Annotated in this window: 13 protein-coding genes and 1 pseudogene; 8 read left to right on the plus strand and 6 right to left on the minus strand. The window is 71.7% G+C overall.

The window, feature by feature from the left end:
- Nucleotides 1-65: 65 nt before the first annotated feature.
- Entirely contained in the window at nucleotides 66-506 is a 441-nt protein-coding gene (locus Q0599_RS21740; RefSeq protein ID WP_298834392.1) for a hypothetical protein, read from the minus strand.
- 142 nt (nucleotides 507-648) lie between these two features.
- Here Q0599_RS21740 and Q0599_RS21745 point away from each other — a divergent pair.
- The 4 genes and pseudogenes from Q0599_RS21745 to Q0599_RS21760 all read left to right on the plus strand — a co-directional run.
- Nucleotides 649-1,671: pseudogene (locus Q0599_RS21745) on the plus strand (integron integrase); the annotation flags it as partial.
- Nucleotides 1,672-1,802: 131 nt separating this feature from the next.
- Nucleotides 1,803-5,012, plus strand: coding sequence for an error-prone DNA polymerase (locus tag Q0599_RS21750; RefSeq protein WP_298834395.1), 3,210 nt, complete (start codon nucleotides 1,803-1,805; stop codon nucleotides 5,010-5,012).
- 80 nt (nucleotides 5,013-5,092) lie between these two features.
- Nucleotides 5,093-5,878 carry a peroxide stress protein YaaA gene (gene yaaA, locus Q0599_RS21755; RefSeq protein ID WP_298834397.1) on the plus strand — a complete coding sequence of 262 codons (786 nt, stop codon included), beginning with the start codon at nucleotides 5,093-5,095 and terminating at the stop codon, nucleotides 5,876-5,878.
- Nucleotides 5,875-7,038, plus strand: coding sequence for an MFS transporter (locus Q0599_RS21760; RefSeq protein ID WP_298834399.1), 1,164 nt, complete (start codon nucleotides 5,875-5,877; stop codon nucleotides 7,036-7,038). The genes yaaA and Q0599_RS21760 overlap by 4 nt, the downstream gene beginning before the upstream one ends.
- Nucleotides 7,039-7,044: 6 nt before the next feature.
- Here Q0599_RS21760 and Q0599_RS21765 read toward each other — a convergent pair whose 3' ends face one another.
- Nucleotides 7,045-7,587 carry a PaaI family thioesterase gene (locus Q0599_RS21765; RefSeq protein WP_298834401.1) on the minus strand — a complete coding sequence of 181 codons (543 nt, stop codon included), beginning with the start codon at nucleotides 7,585-7,587 and terminating at the stop codon, nucleotides 7,045-7,047.
- Nucleotides 7,588-7,636: 49 nt separating this feature from the next.
- Between Q0599_RS21765 and Q0599_RS21770 the strand changes: the two genes are divergently transcribed.
- Complete coding sequence (locus Q0599_RS21770; RefSeq protein ID WP_298834404.1) at nucleotides 7,637-8,086, plus strand: MarR family winged helix-turn-helix transcriptional regulator; 450 nt, start codon at nucleotides 7,637-7,639, stop codon at nucleotides 8,084-8,086.
- The gene (locus Q0599_RS21775; RefSeq protein ID WP_298834407.1) at nucleotides 8,079-9,308 is read left to right on the plus strand and encodes an MFS transporter; all 1,230 of its coding nucleotides are present in this window, start codon (nucleotides 8,079-8,081) and stop codon (nucleotides 9,306-9,308) included. The genes Q0599_RS21770 and Q0599_RS21775 overlap by 8 nt, the downstream gene beginning before the upstream one ends.
- Nucleotide 9,309: 1 nt before the next feature.
- Here the strand turns inward: Q0599_RS21775 and Q0599_RS21780 are convergent, their stop codons facing one another.
- Genes Q0599_RS21780 through Q0599_RS21790 form a run of 3 tightly spaced genes read right to left on the minus strand, consistent with a single transcriptional unit; the run spans nucleotide 9,310 to nucleotide 11,545 of the window.
- A complete protein-coding gene (locus tag Q0599_RS21780; protein WP_298834409.1) occupies nucleotides 9,310-9,795 on the minus strand; it encodes a GFA family protein in 486 nt (161 codons plus the stop codon).
- A gap of 17 nt (nucleotides 9,796-9,812) precedes the next feature.
- Complete coding sequence (locus tag Q0599_RS21785; RefSeq protein ID WP_298834412.1) at nucleotides 9,813-10,592, minus strand: SDR family NAD(P)-dependent oxidoreductase; 780 nt, start codon at nucleotides 10,590-10,592, stop codon at nucleotides 9,813-9,815.
- Nucleotides 10,589-11,545, minus strand: coding sequence for an MBL fold metallo-hydrolase (locus tag Q0599_RS21790; RefSeq protein WP_298834415.1), 957 nt, complete (start codon nucleotides 11,543-11,545; stop codon nucleotides 10,589-10,591). The genes Q0599_RS21785 and Q0599_RS21790 overlap by 4 nt, the downstream gene beginning before the upstream one ends.
- 62 nt (nucleotides 11,546-11,607) lie before the next feature.
- Here Q0599_RS21790 and Q0599_RS21795 point away from each other — a divergent pair, with 62 nt between their 5' ends.
- Both Q0599_RS21795 and Q0599_RS21800 read left to right on the plus strand, forming a co-directional pair.
- Complete coding sequence (locus Q0599_RS21795) at nucleotides 11,608-12,117, plus strand: hypothetical protein (RefSeq protein WP_298834418.1); 510 nt, start codon at nucleotides 11,608-11,610, stop codon at nucleotides 12,115-12,117.
- The gene (locus Q0599_RS21800) at nucleotides 12,114-12,464 is read left to right on the plus strand and encodes an ArsC family reductase (RefSeq protein ID WP_298834420.1); all 351 of its coding nucleotides are present in this window, start codon (nucleotides 12,114-12,116) and stop codon (nucleotides 12,462-12,464) included. The genes Q0599_RS21795 and Q0599_RS21800 overlap by 4 nt, the downstream gene beginning before the upstream one ends.
- A gap of 18 nt (nucleotides 12,465-12,482) precedes the next feature.
- On the opposite strand, the gene Q0599_RS21805 is transcribed toward Q0599_RS21800, so the two are convergent.
- Nucleotides 12,483-13,613 carry a DNA alkylation repair protein gene (locus tag Q0599_RS21805; protein ID WP_298834423.1) on the minus strand — a complete coding sequence of 377 codons (1,131 nt, stop codon included), beginning with the start codon at nucleotides 13,611-13,613 and terminating at the stop codon, nucleotides 12,483-12,485.
- Between the last annotated feature and the right edge of the window lie 96 nt (nucleotides 13,614-13,709).

Below are 13,709 nucleotides of genomic sequence, written 5' to 3' on the forward strand. Positions count from 1 at the left end.
CCGGATTGGAAGGCCAGCGCCGCATGACTCGGCGCCTCAATGTGACGCCTAACGTGATTTCGACCTCACTTTGCCATATCTAGGAACGCGTTCCTTCCTATGGACTCTTCTTCGCGGAGCAACTGCTCGACGGGAAGGGCAATGCGATGACGCAGTCCCAGACTGAGTACTTCGTGGCGTGGAAGCCGCCACAGTCTGGTCTTCGAGTCGAACCGTGCGCCCCGCCGCAATGCCTCTCGGCGCAGCGCGGACTCGCTGTCCTTGATCTTGAATGAGACGATCTCGTCGCAGCGCTTGCGGATGACGGTTCGCTCGATGATGAGTTCCACTGTGGTGAGACGCTCCTCCCCCGTTCCACTTTGCCGGTAGCGAACACACACCAGCTGGTCTCCGTATTGGCGCATCAGCCGGATGGCGCCGCGTTCACCCGGCTGCATGGTCTTGGCCACCCGCCACCAGGCGCTGAGCGCGGTGGCAGTCTTCCTTCGGGGCTGCGGTATCTGCATTTCCTCTCCAAGCCTCACGGGCAATCGTGCGGGGGCATCGGCGGCGCAGGGGGTGTCGCCGAGTCCGGTCGGGGGTTGCCGAGAGTGCCGAAACAGGGATACTGTACAAACATACAGTCAATGAATCAATCTGGAGTGGCGCATGAACCATCCGAGACCCGCCTCGTCGAGCTCGCCCCGCCTCCTCGACCTCCTGCGCATGCAGGTGCGCTACATGCACTACAGCCTGCGCACCGAGCAGGCCTATGTGCACTGGGTGCGCGCCTTCATCCGCTTCCACGGGCTGCGCCATCCGGCGGAGCTGTCGGGCGCCGAGGTGGAGGCCTTCCTGGCCTGGCTGGCCTCGGAGCGCCAGGTCTCGCCGTCCACCCACAAGCAGGCGCTGTCGGCGCTGCTGTTCCTCTACCAGAAGGTGCTGAACCAGCGCGTGCCGTGGATGGACGAGATCGGCCGCCCGCAGCGCCAGCCGCGCCTGCCGGTGGTGATGTCGCACGACGAGGTGTCGCGCCTGCTCGCGGCGATGGCGCCGTGGCCGGTGCTGCAGCTGTTCGCGCAGCTGCTCTACGGCACCGGCCTGCGCCTGATGGAAGGGCTGCGCCTGCGTGTGAAGGACATCGACTTCGAGCGCCGCGCCATCGTCGTGCGCGAAGGCAAGGGCGGCAAGGACCGCGTCGTGATGTTGCCGGCCGCGCTCGAGGCGCCGTTGCGCGCGCAGCTGGCCGAGGCCCATCGCCTGTGGGCGGCCGACCGCGCGGCCGGCGTCGCCGGGGTGAACCTGCCGCATGCGCTGGTGCGCAAGTACCCGCGCGCGGCCGAGTCCTGGGCCTGGTTCTGGGTCTTCCCGCAGGCCACGCTCTCGACCGATCCGCGCGAGCGCCCGCTCGGCCACGCCGCCGGGGACGGCCAAGCACCGCCGCCGCTGCGCCGCCACCACCTGTTCGACCAGGGCTTCCAGCGCGCCTTCAAGCGTGCGCTGCACGAGGCCGGCATCGCCAGGCCCGCCACGCCGCACACGCTGCGCCATTCCTTCGCGACGCACCTGCTGCAGTCGGGCTACGACATCCGCACTGTGCAGGAGCTGCTCGGCCACGCCGATGTCAGCACCACCATGATCTACACCCATGTGCTCAAGCTCGGCGGCGGCGCCGTGCGCAGCCCGCTCGACCAGCTGCACATGCCCGTGGCCGCCACGCCGGCGGCACCGGCCGGCGCGCCGCAGTGGCCTGCCGGCGCCGGCCGCTACGCGCGCGAGCCCGATCCGCCGGCGTGGCACTTGCCGGCCGAGCAACCATCGCCATGCGACGCCGCACGACCCTGCCGGGCTACGCCGAGCTCCACTGCCGCAGCAGCTTCAGCTTCCTGAGCGGCGCCTCGCAGCCCGACGAGCTGGTGCGCCGCGCGCACGCGCTCGGCTACGCTGCGCTCGCCCTCACCGACGAATGCTCGCTCGCCGGCGTGGTGCGCGCGCACGGGCAGGCGCGCGCGTGCGGCCTGCACCTGATCGTCGGCGCGCAGATGCAGCTCACGCTGCCCGCCGCGGGAGGCAGTGCCGCGCCGGCGCCGCATGCGCGCCTGGTGCTGCTGGCGCAGACGCGCCGCGGCTACGGCAACCTGTCGCACTGGGTCACCGTGGCGCGGCGTCGTGCGCCCAAGGGCGAGTACCTCGCGCATCCGTCCGATGTCGAAGGCCGCGTGCCCCACGCACCCTTCCTCGCCGGGCTGCCCGGATGCCTGGCGCTGCTGGTGCCCGATGCGGCGCAGGGCTTCGAGGCCGTGTTCGCGCAGGCGATGTGGCTGAAGACCTGGTTCGGCATCGACCGCGCCGGCATCGCCCTCGAGCTGCTGCACCGCGCCGGCGACGAGGCGCTGCGCGCGATGGTCAAGCGCGTCGCGCAGCTCACCGGACTGCCCGTCGTCGCCGCCGGCGACGTGCTGATGCACGTGCGCTCGCGCAAGGCGCTGCAGGACACGCTCGTCGCCACGCGGCTGAACCGGCCGGTGTCGCAGTGCGGCCTCGCGCTCGCGCCCAACGCCGAGCAGCACCTGCGCTCGCGCATGCGCCTGGCGGCGCTGTACGAGCCGGAATGGCTGGAGAACACGCTGGCCTTCGCCGCACGCTGCAGCTTCTCGCTGGCCGAACTGCGCTACGAGTACCCGCGCGAGATCGTGCCCGAGGGCCACACGCCGGCCTCCTGGCTGCGCACGCGGGTGATGGAAGGCGTGGAGCGCCGCTTCCCGCTCGACGGGCCGCTGGCCGAGCCCGGCGCCGAGGCGGCGCGTGCCGACGCGCTGCAGCGCATCGAGCACGAGCTCGCGCTGGTCGCCCAGCTCGGCTACGAGCCCTATTTCCTCACCGTGGCCGACATCGTGCAGTGGGCGCGCGCGCAGGGCATCCTCTGCCAGGGCCGCGGCAGCGCGGCCAACTCGGTGGTGTGCTACTGCCTCGGCGTCACCGAGGTCAGCCCGCGCGAGGCCACGCTGCTGTTCGAGCGCTTCATCAGCGCCGAGCGCAACGAGCCGCCGGACATCGACATCGACTTCGAGCACCAGCGCCGCGAGGAGGTCATCCAGTACATCTACGGCAAGTACGGCCGCCACCGTGCCGCGCTCACCGCGGTGGTGATCAGCTACCGCCCGCGCAGCGCGGTGCGCGACGTCGGCCGCGCGCTGGGCATCGACCCGCAGCGCATCGACGCCGTCGCCAAGGGCCAGCAGTGGTTCGATGGGCGCAGCATCAGCGCCGAGCGGCTGCGCGAGAACGGCTTCGACCCCGAATCGCCCATCGTGCGCCAGTGGGTGGAACTCACGCAGCAGCTGATCGGCTTCCCGCGCCACCTCTCGCAGCACCCCGGCGGCTTCGTCATCGCGCGCGACCAGATCGAGCAGCTGGTGCCGGTGGAGAACGCCGCCATGCCGGGGCGCAGCGTGGTGCAATGGGACAAGGACGACCTCGACGCGCTCGGGCTCATCAAGGTCGACATCCTCGCGCTGGGCATGTTGAGCGCGCTGCGGCGATCGCTGGCCGACATCGCGCGCAAGCTCGGCCGGCCGTTCGGGATGCAGCAGGTGCCGCGCGACGATCGGGCCACCTACGACATGATCTGCGCCGCCGACACCGTGGGCGTGTTCCAGATCGAGAGCCGCGCGCAGATGAGCATGCTGCCGCGCCTGCGGCCGCGCACCTACTACGACCTGGTGGTCGAGGTGGCGATCGTGCGGCCCGGGCCCATCCAGGGCGGCATGGTGCATCCCTACCTGAAGAACCGGAACCTGAGCGACGATCAGATCGACTACCCGAAGGCGCTGCGCCCCGCGTTGCAGCGGACCAAGGGCGTGCCGATCTTCCAGGAGCAGGTGATGCAGATCGCGATGATCGCCGCCGACTTCACGCCCGGCGAGGCCGACGCGCTGCGCCGCGCGATGGCGGCCTGGAAGCGCAAGGGCGGGCTGGGGCCGTTCCACGACCGGCTGGTCGGCCGCATGGTCGAGAAGGGCTACGAGCGCGACTACGCCGAGCGCATCTTCAAGCAGATCGAGGGCTTCGGCGAGTACGGCTTTCCCGAGAGCCATGCCGCCGGCTTCGCGCTGCTGGTCTACGTCAGCTGCTGGATCAAGCGCCACCATCCCGATGCCTTCCTCGCCGCGCTGCTGAACAGCCAGCCGCTGGGCTTCTACGCCCCGGCGCAGCTGGTGCGCGACGCACGCGCGCACGGCGTGGAGGTGCGGCCGGTCGACGTGGGCGTCAGCGAAGTGAACTCGGTGCTGGAAGGATTGAGCGGGCCGGTCGGTGAGCAATCGGTGCCGGTGCGGCTCGGCCTCGACCGTGTCGGCGGTCTGTCCCTGGAGGCGGCCGGGCGCATCGTCGCGGCCCGCGACGGCGGCCCCTTCGCCAGCGTCGAGGACCTCGCCCGTCGTGCCGCGCTCAACGCCCGCGACCTGCAGGCCCTCGCGCAGGCCGACGCGCTGCGCGGATTGGCCGGCCACCGCCACCAGGCCGCCTGGGCCGTGGCCGGCGTCGACACGCGCGCCACGCCGATGCTGCGCGACACGCGCGTGCACGAGCGGCGCGCCGAGCTCGCACCGCCCTCGGCGGTGGAGGACACCCTGGCCGACTACCGCGCGCTGGGCCTGTCGCTGCAACGTCATCCCATCGGCCTGCTGCGCGAGGAGCTCGCGCAGTTCAAGGTGCAGCCAGCGGCGGTGCTGAAGACCTACCCGCACGGGCGCCTCGCGCGCGCCAGCGGCCTGGTCACGCACCGCCAGCGCCCCGAGACGGCCAAGGGCACCACCTTCGTCACGCTGGAAGACGAGACCGGCGTGGTCAACGTGATCGTCTGGCCCAGGGTGTTCGAGGCGCACCGGCGCGAACTGCTCGGTACGCGGCTGCTCACCGTCTACGGCCAGTGGCAGCGCGAGGGCGAGGTGATGCACCTCGTCGCCATGAAGCTGATCGACCACAGCCCGCTGCTGGCGGGATTGGTCGCGCGCAGCCGCGACTTCAGGTGATACGCGCAGCCGCGACTTCCGTCGAGCCGTGCGGCCAATGGCAAGATGCGCGCTTTGCCCGACCGGAACCACCCCCGCCGATGCTGTACCTGCTGTCCCCCGCCAAGCGCCTCGACTACGAGAGCCCCGTGCCGCCCGAGGTGGCCGCGCTCGCCACCACGCCGCGGCTGATGGGCGAGGCGGCCGCGCTGATCGAGGTGATGAAGGCGAAGACGCCGCTGCAGGTGGCGAAGCTGATGGACCTCTCCGACGAACTCGCCGCCCTCAACGTGGCGCGTTATGCGGCCTGGTCGAAGCGCAACACGACGAAGAACAGTCGCCCCGCGCTGCTCGCCTTCGCGGGCGATGTCTACGAAGGCCTGCAGGCCGGCACGCTCGCCGTCGACGACCTCGCCTGGGCGCAGGAGCACGTCGTCATCCTCTCCGGCCTGTACGGCGTGCTGCGGCCGCTCGACCGGCTGCAGCCCTACCGCCTCGAGATGGGCACGGCGCTGGCCAGCGAACGCGGCCGCAGCCTCTACGAATTCTGGGGTGACACGCTCGCGCAGTACCTGAACAGGCGCCAGCGCGGCGAAGGTGAGCCGGTGGTCGTCAACCTCGCCTCGCAGGAGTATTCGCGCGCCGCACTGCGCCCGGCGCTGAAGGCGCGCGTGGTCGAGTGCGTGTTCGAGGAAGGCCAGGGCGGTGGCGCCTACAGAATCGTCAGCTTCTTCGCCAAGCGGGCGCGCGGCATGATGGCGCGCCACGCGATCGTGAACCGCCTGCAGACGCCGCAGGCGCTCACCAGCTTCGACGAGGACGGCTACCGCTTCGACGCGCGCGTCTCCACGGCGGACCGGCTGGTGTTCAGAAGGCCGGCACGGTGAGCGCCGTCCCCAGGCGCATCCTGCCCGTCATCGCGATCTCGCAGTTCGCGGGCACCTCGGTCTGGTTTGCCATCAACGCGGTGATGGCCGACCTGCAGCACGACGTCGCGCTGCCCGCGGCCGCGATCGGCTGGCTGACGGCGGCGGTGCAGATCGGCTTCATCGTCGGCACCTTCGTCTTCGCGCTGCTGTCGATCGCCGACCGCTTCTCGCCGCGCAAGGTCTTCCTCGTCTGCGCGCTGCTCGCCGGCGCGCTGGCCGCTGCCACCGCGCTGCTGCCGCCGCAGTTGTCGCTGCTGCTGGTGTTGCGCTTCGCCACCGGCGTCGCGCTGGCCGGCATCTACCCGGTGGGCATGAAGATCGCGGCCGGCTGGTTCGCCCAGGGGCTGGGCTGGGCGCTGGGCGTGCTGGTCGGCGCGCTGGTGTTCGGCAGCGCCTTGCCCTTCGCGCTGCGTGCGCTCGGCGCGCAGTGGCCGTGGCAGGCGGTGATGCTGGCCGTGGCCGCGGTGGCCGCGGGCGGCGGCGTGCTGATGTACCTGCTCGTGCCCGACGGGCCGCACCTCGCGCCGGCGGCGCGCATCACGCCACGCGCGCTCGGCGTGATCTGGCACGACCGCCAGGTGCGCGCTTCGGCCTTCGGCTACTTCGGCCACATGTGGGAGCTCTACGCCTTCTTCGTGCTCATCCCGGCGATCGTCGCCACGCGCTTCGTGGGGGCGGCCTCGTCCTGGTGGGTGGCCGCGACGATGGCGGCAGGCGGCGTCGCCTGCGTGATCGGCGGCGCGCTGGTGCGGCGCGTCGGCGGCGCGCGCGTCGCTGGCTTCCAACTCGCCAGCAGCGGCTTGTGCGGCCTGCTCGCGCCGTGGATGCTCGATGCGCCGCTGCTGCTGTGGGGGGTGTGGCTGCTGTGGTGGGGTGCCACCGTCTCGGGCGACTCACCGCAGTTCAGCGCGCTGACCGCCGCCAACGCGCCGCGCGCGATGGTCGGCAGCGTGCTCACCTTCGTCAACGCGATCGGCTTCACCATCTCGGTGGGCACCATCACGCTGTTCGCGGCGATGGCGGCGGTCTGGCCGCTGGGCAGCGTGCTGCCCTGGCTGGCCGTCGGCCCGGCGGTCGGGCTGTGGTTCCTGCGCTCGCTGACCCGGGCCGGGCAGTAGGCGGTTCTAGCGGCGGGTGTCGAAGACCAGGCAGGTGGTCGTGGCGTGCGCGTACAGCTTGCCGTCCGGCCCGATCAGCCGGCCTTCGGCGGTGGCCACCTGGTTGCCGCCATGCACCACGCGGCCCTCGGCGCGCACCAGCGGCACCTTGTCGGTCAGCGCACGCACGATGTTGATCTTCAGCTCCAGCGTGGTGTAGGCCTTGCCGGCGGGCAGCGAGGAGTGCACCGCGCAGCCCACCGCCGAGTCGAGCAGCGTGGCGAACCAGCCGCCGTGCACCGTGCCCAGCGGGTTGTAGTGCGCGAAGCCGGGCCTGCCCTGGAACACCGCGACGCCGGGCTCGACGTGCACGAGCAGGAAGTCGAGCGTGATGCCGATCGGCGGCGCCGGCAGGCGGCCGGCCATCATGGCCTCGAACACCTGCATGCCCGACAGCCCGGCCACCTGCTCGGGCCGAGCGACGCCGATCTCGCCACGCCGCGCGCGCGCCGCTTCGCCGTCGGCCTGCCAGCGTGCCAGGGTGGCCTCGGCCTCACTCGTCTTGTTCATTCGCACTCCAGTCGTTGCAGTTGCAATAATTGCAGATACAATAATCAGCATGAGCGATGGCGTCAAGCCGCAGGGCTGCACCAACCTGAAGCTGCGACAGCTCAGCCGTGCCGTCACGCGCCACTACGACGCCTATGTGACGCCCACGGGACTCAAGAACACGCAGTACTCGCTGCTCTCGCACGTGGTGCTGCTCGGGCCCATCCGTCCCGGCGAACTGGCGGCGCGCATGAAGCTCGGCGCCTCCACGCTGACGCGAAACCTGCAGCCGCTGATCGCTGCCGGCTGGGTGGAGCAGGGCCCTGGCGACGATGCACGCAGCCGCTCGGTGGTGGCCACCGACGCCGGTCGCGCCAAGCGGGCCGAGGGCCAGCGGGCCTGGAAGCAGGCGCAGTTGGCGCTCAACGCCAGGCTCGGCAGCGAGCGCGTGGCGGCGCTGCACGCGCTGCTCGACGACTGCCTGGCCGTCCTCGACGAACCGGAGACCGACGATGAATGACGCCGTGCGCCGCGCGCTGCCGCCGGTGGCCCTGGTGCTGCTGGCCGCCGGCGGCACCTTCGCGCTGACCATGGGCGCGCGCCAGTCGATGGGTCTGTTCCTCGGCCCGCTGAACACCGCCACCGGGCTCGGCCTGGCAAGCATCAGCCTCGCCTTCGCCTTCGGCCAGTTGTGGTGGGGTCTCACCCAGCCCTTTGCCGGCATGGTGGCGGACCGCATCGGCGCCGGCCGCGTGCTGCTGGCCGGCGTGCTGCTCGTCGCGCTGGGCACGGCGCTGATCCCCTTCATGACCAGCACCGCCGGGCTGGTGTTCGCCATCGGTGTGCTCGCCGCCGGCGGCGCCGGGATGGCCGGGCCCTCGGTGCTGATGGCGGCCACCACGCGCCTCGTGCCGCCCGACAGGCGCGGCATGGCCAGCGGCATCGTCAATGCAGGGGGTTCCTTCGGCCAGTTCCTCTTCGCGCCGATCGCCCAGGGCATCACCGCCGCCGCCGGCTGGGCGGCCGCGCTGCAGAGCCTGGCCGTGATCACGCTGCTGGCGCTGCCCGCCGCCTGGGTGCTGCGCGGCAACGCGGTGCAGGTGCAGGGGTCCGGCGCGGCGCCGGCGAAGCGGGAGGGCACGCGCGAGGCGATTTCCCGCGCGCTGGGCGACCGCAGCTACCGGCTGCTCGCCGGCGGCTTCTTCGTCTGCGGCTTCCACGTCGCCTTCCTCGCCACCCACCTGCCCGGCGTGGTGGCCTCCTGCGGGTTGCCGCCGCAGGTGGGCGCGTGGTCGCTGGCGATGATCGGCCTGTTCAACATCGTCGGCAGCTTCGCGATGGGCTGGGCGGTCGGCCGCTGGCGCATGAAGTCACTGCTCTCGCTGGTCTACGCGACGCGCGCGGTGGCCGTGCTGGCCTTCGTGCTGGCGCCGAAGAGCACGGCAGTGATGCTGCTGTTCGCCGCCGTGATGGGCCTGACCTTCCTGTCCACCGTGCCGCCGACGGCCGGGCTGGTGGCGAAGTTCTTCGGCCCCGCGCACATGGCCACGCTGTTCGGCATCGTCATGCTGTCGCACCAAGTCGGCGGCTTCCTCGGCGCCTGGCTGGGCGGCAAGGCCTTCGAGGCCACCGGCGCCTACGACTGGATGTGGTACACGGACATCGTGCTCGCCGCCGGCGCGGCGCTGCTGCACCTGCCGATCCGCGAGAAGGAACTGCCGCCGCGCGCGGTGGCGGCCTGAGTCACGCGCCGCGCGTGGCCGCGATGCCGGGCACCACGCCCTCGCCGTAGGCGTCCTTCCAGCGCTGCATCAGGCGCTGGTGCTCGTCGAGCCGCGTGCCGGGCAGGCCGTCGTCGGCATGCCACGCGGCGATGCGCGTCTCGATGGCGAAGTGCGACACCGGCCTGACGCGCGAGGGCTCGTCGAGGCTGCCCACCGAGAGGTCCATGCGCGCCGACTCGCGGTATTCGAAGGACAGCGGCGTGCCGCAGTCCGGGCAGAAGCCGCGCAGCGCGAAGCTCGACGAGGCGTAGTGCTTCGGCGGCTCGGTCAGCCAGCGCACCGACGCCTTGGGCACGTTGAGGAAGGGCACGCGCGTGTTGCCGAAGGCGAGCTGGCACATGCGGCAGTGGCAGTAGTAGCCCTCGTCCGATTCGGGCGTCACTTCGTAGCGCACGCGGCCGCACAGGCAGCCGCCTTGCAGGGTCGTCGGATCGGCATCGGTCATGTCGGCTCCAGGAAGGATCAGACGGTGTAGTTGAGCACACGCCGCCCGCCGTCGGCGTAGACGATTTCGCCGGTGAGGTAGCTGGACGCATCGCTGAGCAGAAAGGCCACCACGTCGGCGATCTCGCCCGGCTCGCCCAGCCGCCGCATCGGCGTGCGGCTCATGATGCGCGCCTTCGCCTCCTCGCTGCCGAGCACCGCGTTCTTCGCCAGCTCGGTGGCGATGGTGCCCGGCGCCACGGCGTTGACGCGGATGCCGCGGTCGGCCAGGGCCAGCGCCATCACGCGGGTGAGCTGATCCACGCCGCCCTTGCTGACGTTGTAGCTGGCGATGCTCGGGATCGCCATCACGCCGTTCACCGAGCTCATGTTGACGATCGCGCCGCCGCCGCTGCCGGCCATGCAGCGTGCCACCGCCTGCGCGACGAGGAAGGCGCCCTTCAGGTTCACCGCGATCACGGCGTCCCAGTCGGCTTCGCTGATGTCGAGGAAGTCCGCGGCCTTGAAGATGCCTGCGTTGTTGACCAGCGCGTCGATGCGGCCATGGGCCTGCAGCGCGGCGGCCAGCGCGGCGTCGACCTCGGCCTTGCGCGACACGTCGCAGCGCTGGAACGAAACGGCGGCGCCGTTCGCGCGCAGCGTCGCGGCCAGCGCCTCGCCGCGCGGTGCGTCGACGTCCCACAGCGACACCGCCGCGCCGTCGGCCGCGAGCCGCCTCGCGCAGGCCTCGCCGATGCCCTGCGACGCGCCGGTGACGATGGCGACCCGGCCGGCCAGGCCGAAGTTCACGCTGCTCATGCGGCCTCCCTGTCGAGCCAGATGCCCATGCCCTGCGCGTTCAGCTCGATGTCCATGGCCAGCAGCCGCTCGACCTCGCCGGGCGCGAGCCGGCAGCCGTGCGCGGCCACGCGCGCCTGGTACTGCCGCAGCAGGCCCTGCTTGATCGCGGCATGGCGTTGCGGCGCGGCGCGCAGCGCGCGGCCCAGCGCCACCATCTGCTCGAGCTGCTCGAGGAACTCGGCGCCGAGCCGCTGCACCTCCGTGATGCGGCCGAAGTGCGTCAGGTACATGCACTCGGGCTGGAAGGACAGCAGCCGCTGCACCGACTCGCGCAGCTTCTCCGGCTCGAACTGCACCGGCGTGGTGGTGGGCAGCAGCCAGGGGCCGACCGCGGTGTCGAACTCGCGGTAGCTCAGGCCGAAGGTGTCCCCGGTAAAGAAGCCGCGGCTGCGCGCGTCCCACACGCAGTGGTGGTGGCGCGCATGGCCGGGGGTGTCGAGGAACTGCAGCGGCCGGCCGGCGAGTTCGATCACCATGCCGTCGGCCGACTCGCGCACGCGCTGCGCGCTCACGCCGACGATGCGTCCGTACGAGCGCTCCATCTCGGCCTCGCCGTAGACGGCCGTGGCGCCCGCCACCAGCGCGGCGGGGTCGATCATGTGGCGCGCGCCGCGCGGGTGCACGATGGCGGACGCGTTCGGCAGCTGCTGCATCAGCAACCCGACGCCGCCGGCGTGGTCGAGGTGCACGTGGGTGGGGATGACGAAGTCCACCTGATCCGGCTTCAGCCCCAGGGCTTCGAGCGTGCCCAGCAGCCGCGGCACGGCGTGGTTGGTGCCGGTGTCGACGAAGGCGGCGCGGCCGTTCTCGACGATCAGGTAGGCGGCATCGAACAGCGGGCGGTGGAAGCCGGTGTCGATCGCGTGGACGCCGTGGCCGAGGGCCTGTGCGTAGGGGGGAAGCGTGGACATGGGCAGGGATTCTAGGCAGCGCCTTCGTCCGCGGCGGCGGGACTTCCGCTATCGTCTCCCCCATGGTTCGTCGCTCGATCATCGTGCTGCTCGGCGCGCTCGCCGCCGGCTGCGTCAACATGAGCAACCCGGCGCAGCTCGCACCCGGCGCGAGCGCCGAGGCGATCCGCGCCCATCTCGGCGAGCCGACCGGCCGCCACGCGCTGGCCGACGGCGCGCAGCGCCTCGAGTACGCCCGCGGCCCCTACGGCAGCGAGACCTGGATGCTCGACGTCGATGCGCAGGGCCGTCTGCGTTCGGCCACCCAGGTGCTCAACGAGGCCAGCTTCGCCACCATCACCGCCGGCATGACGCGCGACGAGGTGCTGCGCGCCATCGGGCGGCCGTCGAACATCGGCCACACTGGCTGGACGAAGCAGACGGTCTGGTCGTACCGCTACCGCAGCCCGTTCTGCCAGTGGTTCCAGGTCGGCCTGAGCCGGGCCGGCATCGTCGAGGACACCGGCTACGGTCCCGACCCCTTGTGCGACGACGTCGACAAGCCGCTCATCGGTATCCTGCGCCACCGATGAACACCGTCCTCTACGGCATCCCGAACTGCGACACCGTCAAGAAGGCGCGCGCCTGGCTCGCCGGGCAGGGCGTCGACGCCGTCTTCCACGACTACCGGAAGCAGGGCGTGCCGCGCGCCGAGCTCGAGGCGTGGATCGGTGCGCTGGGCTGGGAGAAGCTGCTCAATCGCCAGGGCACGACCTGGCGCAAGCTCGACCCGGCGCGCCAGGCCGCGGTGACCGACGCGCGCAGCGCGCTCGCGCTGATGATCGAGCAGCCGAGCGTGATCCGCCGGCCGGTGCTGGTGCGCGGCGACACGCTGCGCGTCGGCTTCGACGCTACCGACTGGTCGCAGCTGTTCGGCTGAGCCCGGCCCCGGCCTGGTTCACAGGCGCAGCTCGAAGGTCGCTGCGGCGACCACCCGGCCGTTGATGCGCATGTCGACCTCGTGCCGCCCCGCGTGGTAGCGGCGCGTCGTCACCTCGCGCATCGAGTGGCGCTTGACCAGCGTGCGCGACTCGCCCGCCGCGAGATCGATCACCCAGCCCTTGAACACCTTGGGGCGCGCCTCGCCGTTGGCCTTGACGTGATGCACCGCGTAGTCGATCGCCAGTTTCTGCGTGCGCCGGGCCGTCGAGCTCAGCGCGAGCCGGAGTTCGACGCTGTCGCCCACGGCGATGCGCTTCGGCGCCACGCTCAGGCTCGCCGCGCCGGCGAAGCGCTGCCCCAGCCCCCACAGCGTGAGCATGCGCGCGTCGCCCTGCTTGATCAGCGTGCGGCTGGCGTGCTTGAGCAGGGCGCGGCGCTCGGCCGTCGCGCTGCTCAGGTGGCGCTCGACCCAGTTGGCCACCAGCGAAGGGTGGTCCTTGGCGATGTCGTTGAGGTGGTTGGCGACGCTGCGGCGCACGTAGTCGCTGGGGTCGTCCTGCAGCACTTCGAGCAGCGGCAGCGTCGGCGAGGGGTCGGCGATCAGCGCCTTGAGCCGCATGCCCCAGGGCAGGCGTGGCCGGCTGCCTTCGCTGACCAGCCGCCGCACGTGCGGGCTCGGATCGCGGGCCCAGCGCGCCAGCGTGGCGAAGGTCAGCGCCGGATGCGCGACGAGGAACGGGCGGACTGCCCACTCGGCGGTGAAGCGCTGCGTCAGCGCATGCAGCACGCGCAAGGCGCGCTCGGGTGCGGCCAGGCCCCGGCGTGCCACGAACTCGGTCAGCGGCCAGACCGTCCATCCGGCGAGCCCGGCGTCGCCGGGGCGCAGCTCGCCGAGTTCCTCGTCGCCCCGCAGCGGCGCCAGGCTGGCCTCGATGACGGCGGCAGCGGCCTCGAAGTCCGCCGGCAGTGTGGCCTCCAGCGCCGCGCACAGGTGCTGCGCGCGGGCCTTCAGCTCCAGGTCCTCCAGACCCGGCCGCGCCAGCGCCTCGAAGCGCTGGCCGTCGAAGGCCGGCCAGGCGCGTTGCAGGTGCCGGCGCAGCCAGCCCACGGTGTCCGGATTGAGCAGATTCTTGAATGGTTCGGCCATGGCGCCCCAGCATAACCAGCCCCGCGCGCGCACGCACTTCGTGCTCGAGCGCACCAGAAGAATGCAAATCGGATCAAAGAATCACCGAAGCAGTGC

The organism is uncultured Piscinibacter sp. (assembly GCF_937952055.1).
Classification (GTDB): Bacteria; Pseudomonadota; Gammaproteobacteria; order Burkholderiales; family Burkholderiaceae_C; genus Piscinibacter.

What these genes read in the sequence shown, in the direction of transcription:
- Q0599_RS21740 (WP_298834392.1), bottom strand. Translation starts at nt 506, where the DNA reads ATGCAGATACCGCAGCCCCGAAGGAAGACTGCCACCGCGCTCAGCGCC.
- Q0599_RS21750 (WP_298834395.1), top strand. Translation starts at nt 1,803, where the DNA reads ATGCGACGCCGCACGACCCTGCCGGGCTACGCCGAGCTCCACTGCCGC.
- yaaA (WP_298834397.1), top strand. Translation starts at nt 5,093, where the DNA reads ATGCTGTACCTGCTGTCCCCCGCCAAGCGCCTCGACTACGAGAGCCCC.
- Q0599_RS21765 (WP_298834401.1), bottom strand. Translation starts at nt 7,587, where the DNA reads ATGAACAAGACGAGTGAGGCCGAGGCCACCCTGGCACGCTGGCAGGCC.
- Q0599_RS21770 (WP_298834404.1), top strand. Translation starts at nt 7,637, where the DNA reads ATGAGCGATGGCGTCAAGCCGCAGGGCTGCACCAACCTGAAGCTGCGA.
- Q0599_RS21775 (WP_298834407.1), top strand. Translation starts at nt 8,079, where the DNA reads ATGAATGACGCCGTGCGCCGCGCGCTGCCGCCGGTGGCCCTGGTGCTG.
- Q0599_RS21780 (WP_298834409.1), bottom strand. Translation starts at nt 9,795, where the DNA reads ATGACCGATGCCGATCCGACGACCCTGCAAGGCGGCTGCCTGTGCGGC.
- Q0599_RS21785 (WP_298834412.1), bottom strand. Translation starts at nt 10,592, where the DNA reads ATGAGCAGCGTGAACTTCGGCCTGGCCGGCCGGGTCGCCATCGTCACC.
- Q0599_RS21790 (WP_298834415.1), bottom strand. Translation starts at nt 11,545, where the DNA reads ATGTCCACGCTTCCCCCCTACGCACAGGCCCTCGGCCACGGCGTCCAC.
- Q0599_RS21795 (WP_298834418.1), top strand. Translation starts at nt 11,608, where the DNA reads ATGGTTCGTCGCTCGATCATCGTGCTGCTCGGCGCGCTCGCCGCCGGC.
- Q0599_RS21800 (WP_298834420.1), top strand. Translation starts at nt 12,114, where the DNA reads ATGAACACCGTCCTCTACGGCATCCCGAACTGCGACACCGTCAAGAAG.
- Q0599_RS21805 (WP_298834423.1), bottom strand. Translation starts at nt 13,613, where the DNA reads ATGGCCGAACCATTCAAGAATCTGCTCAATCCGGACACCGTGGGCTGG.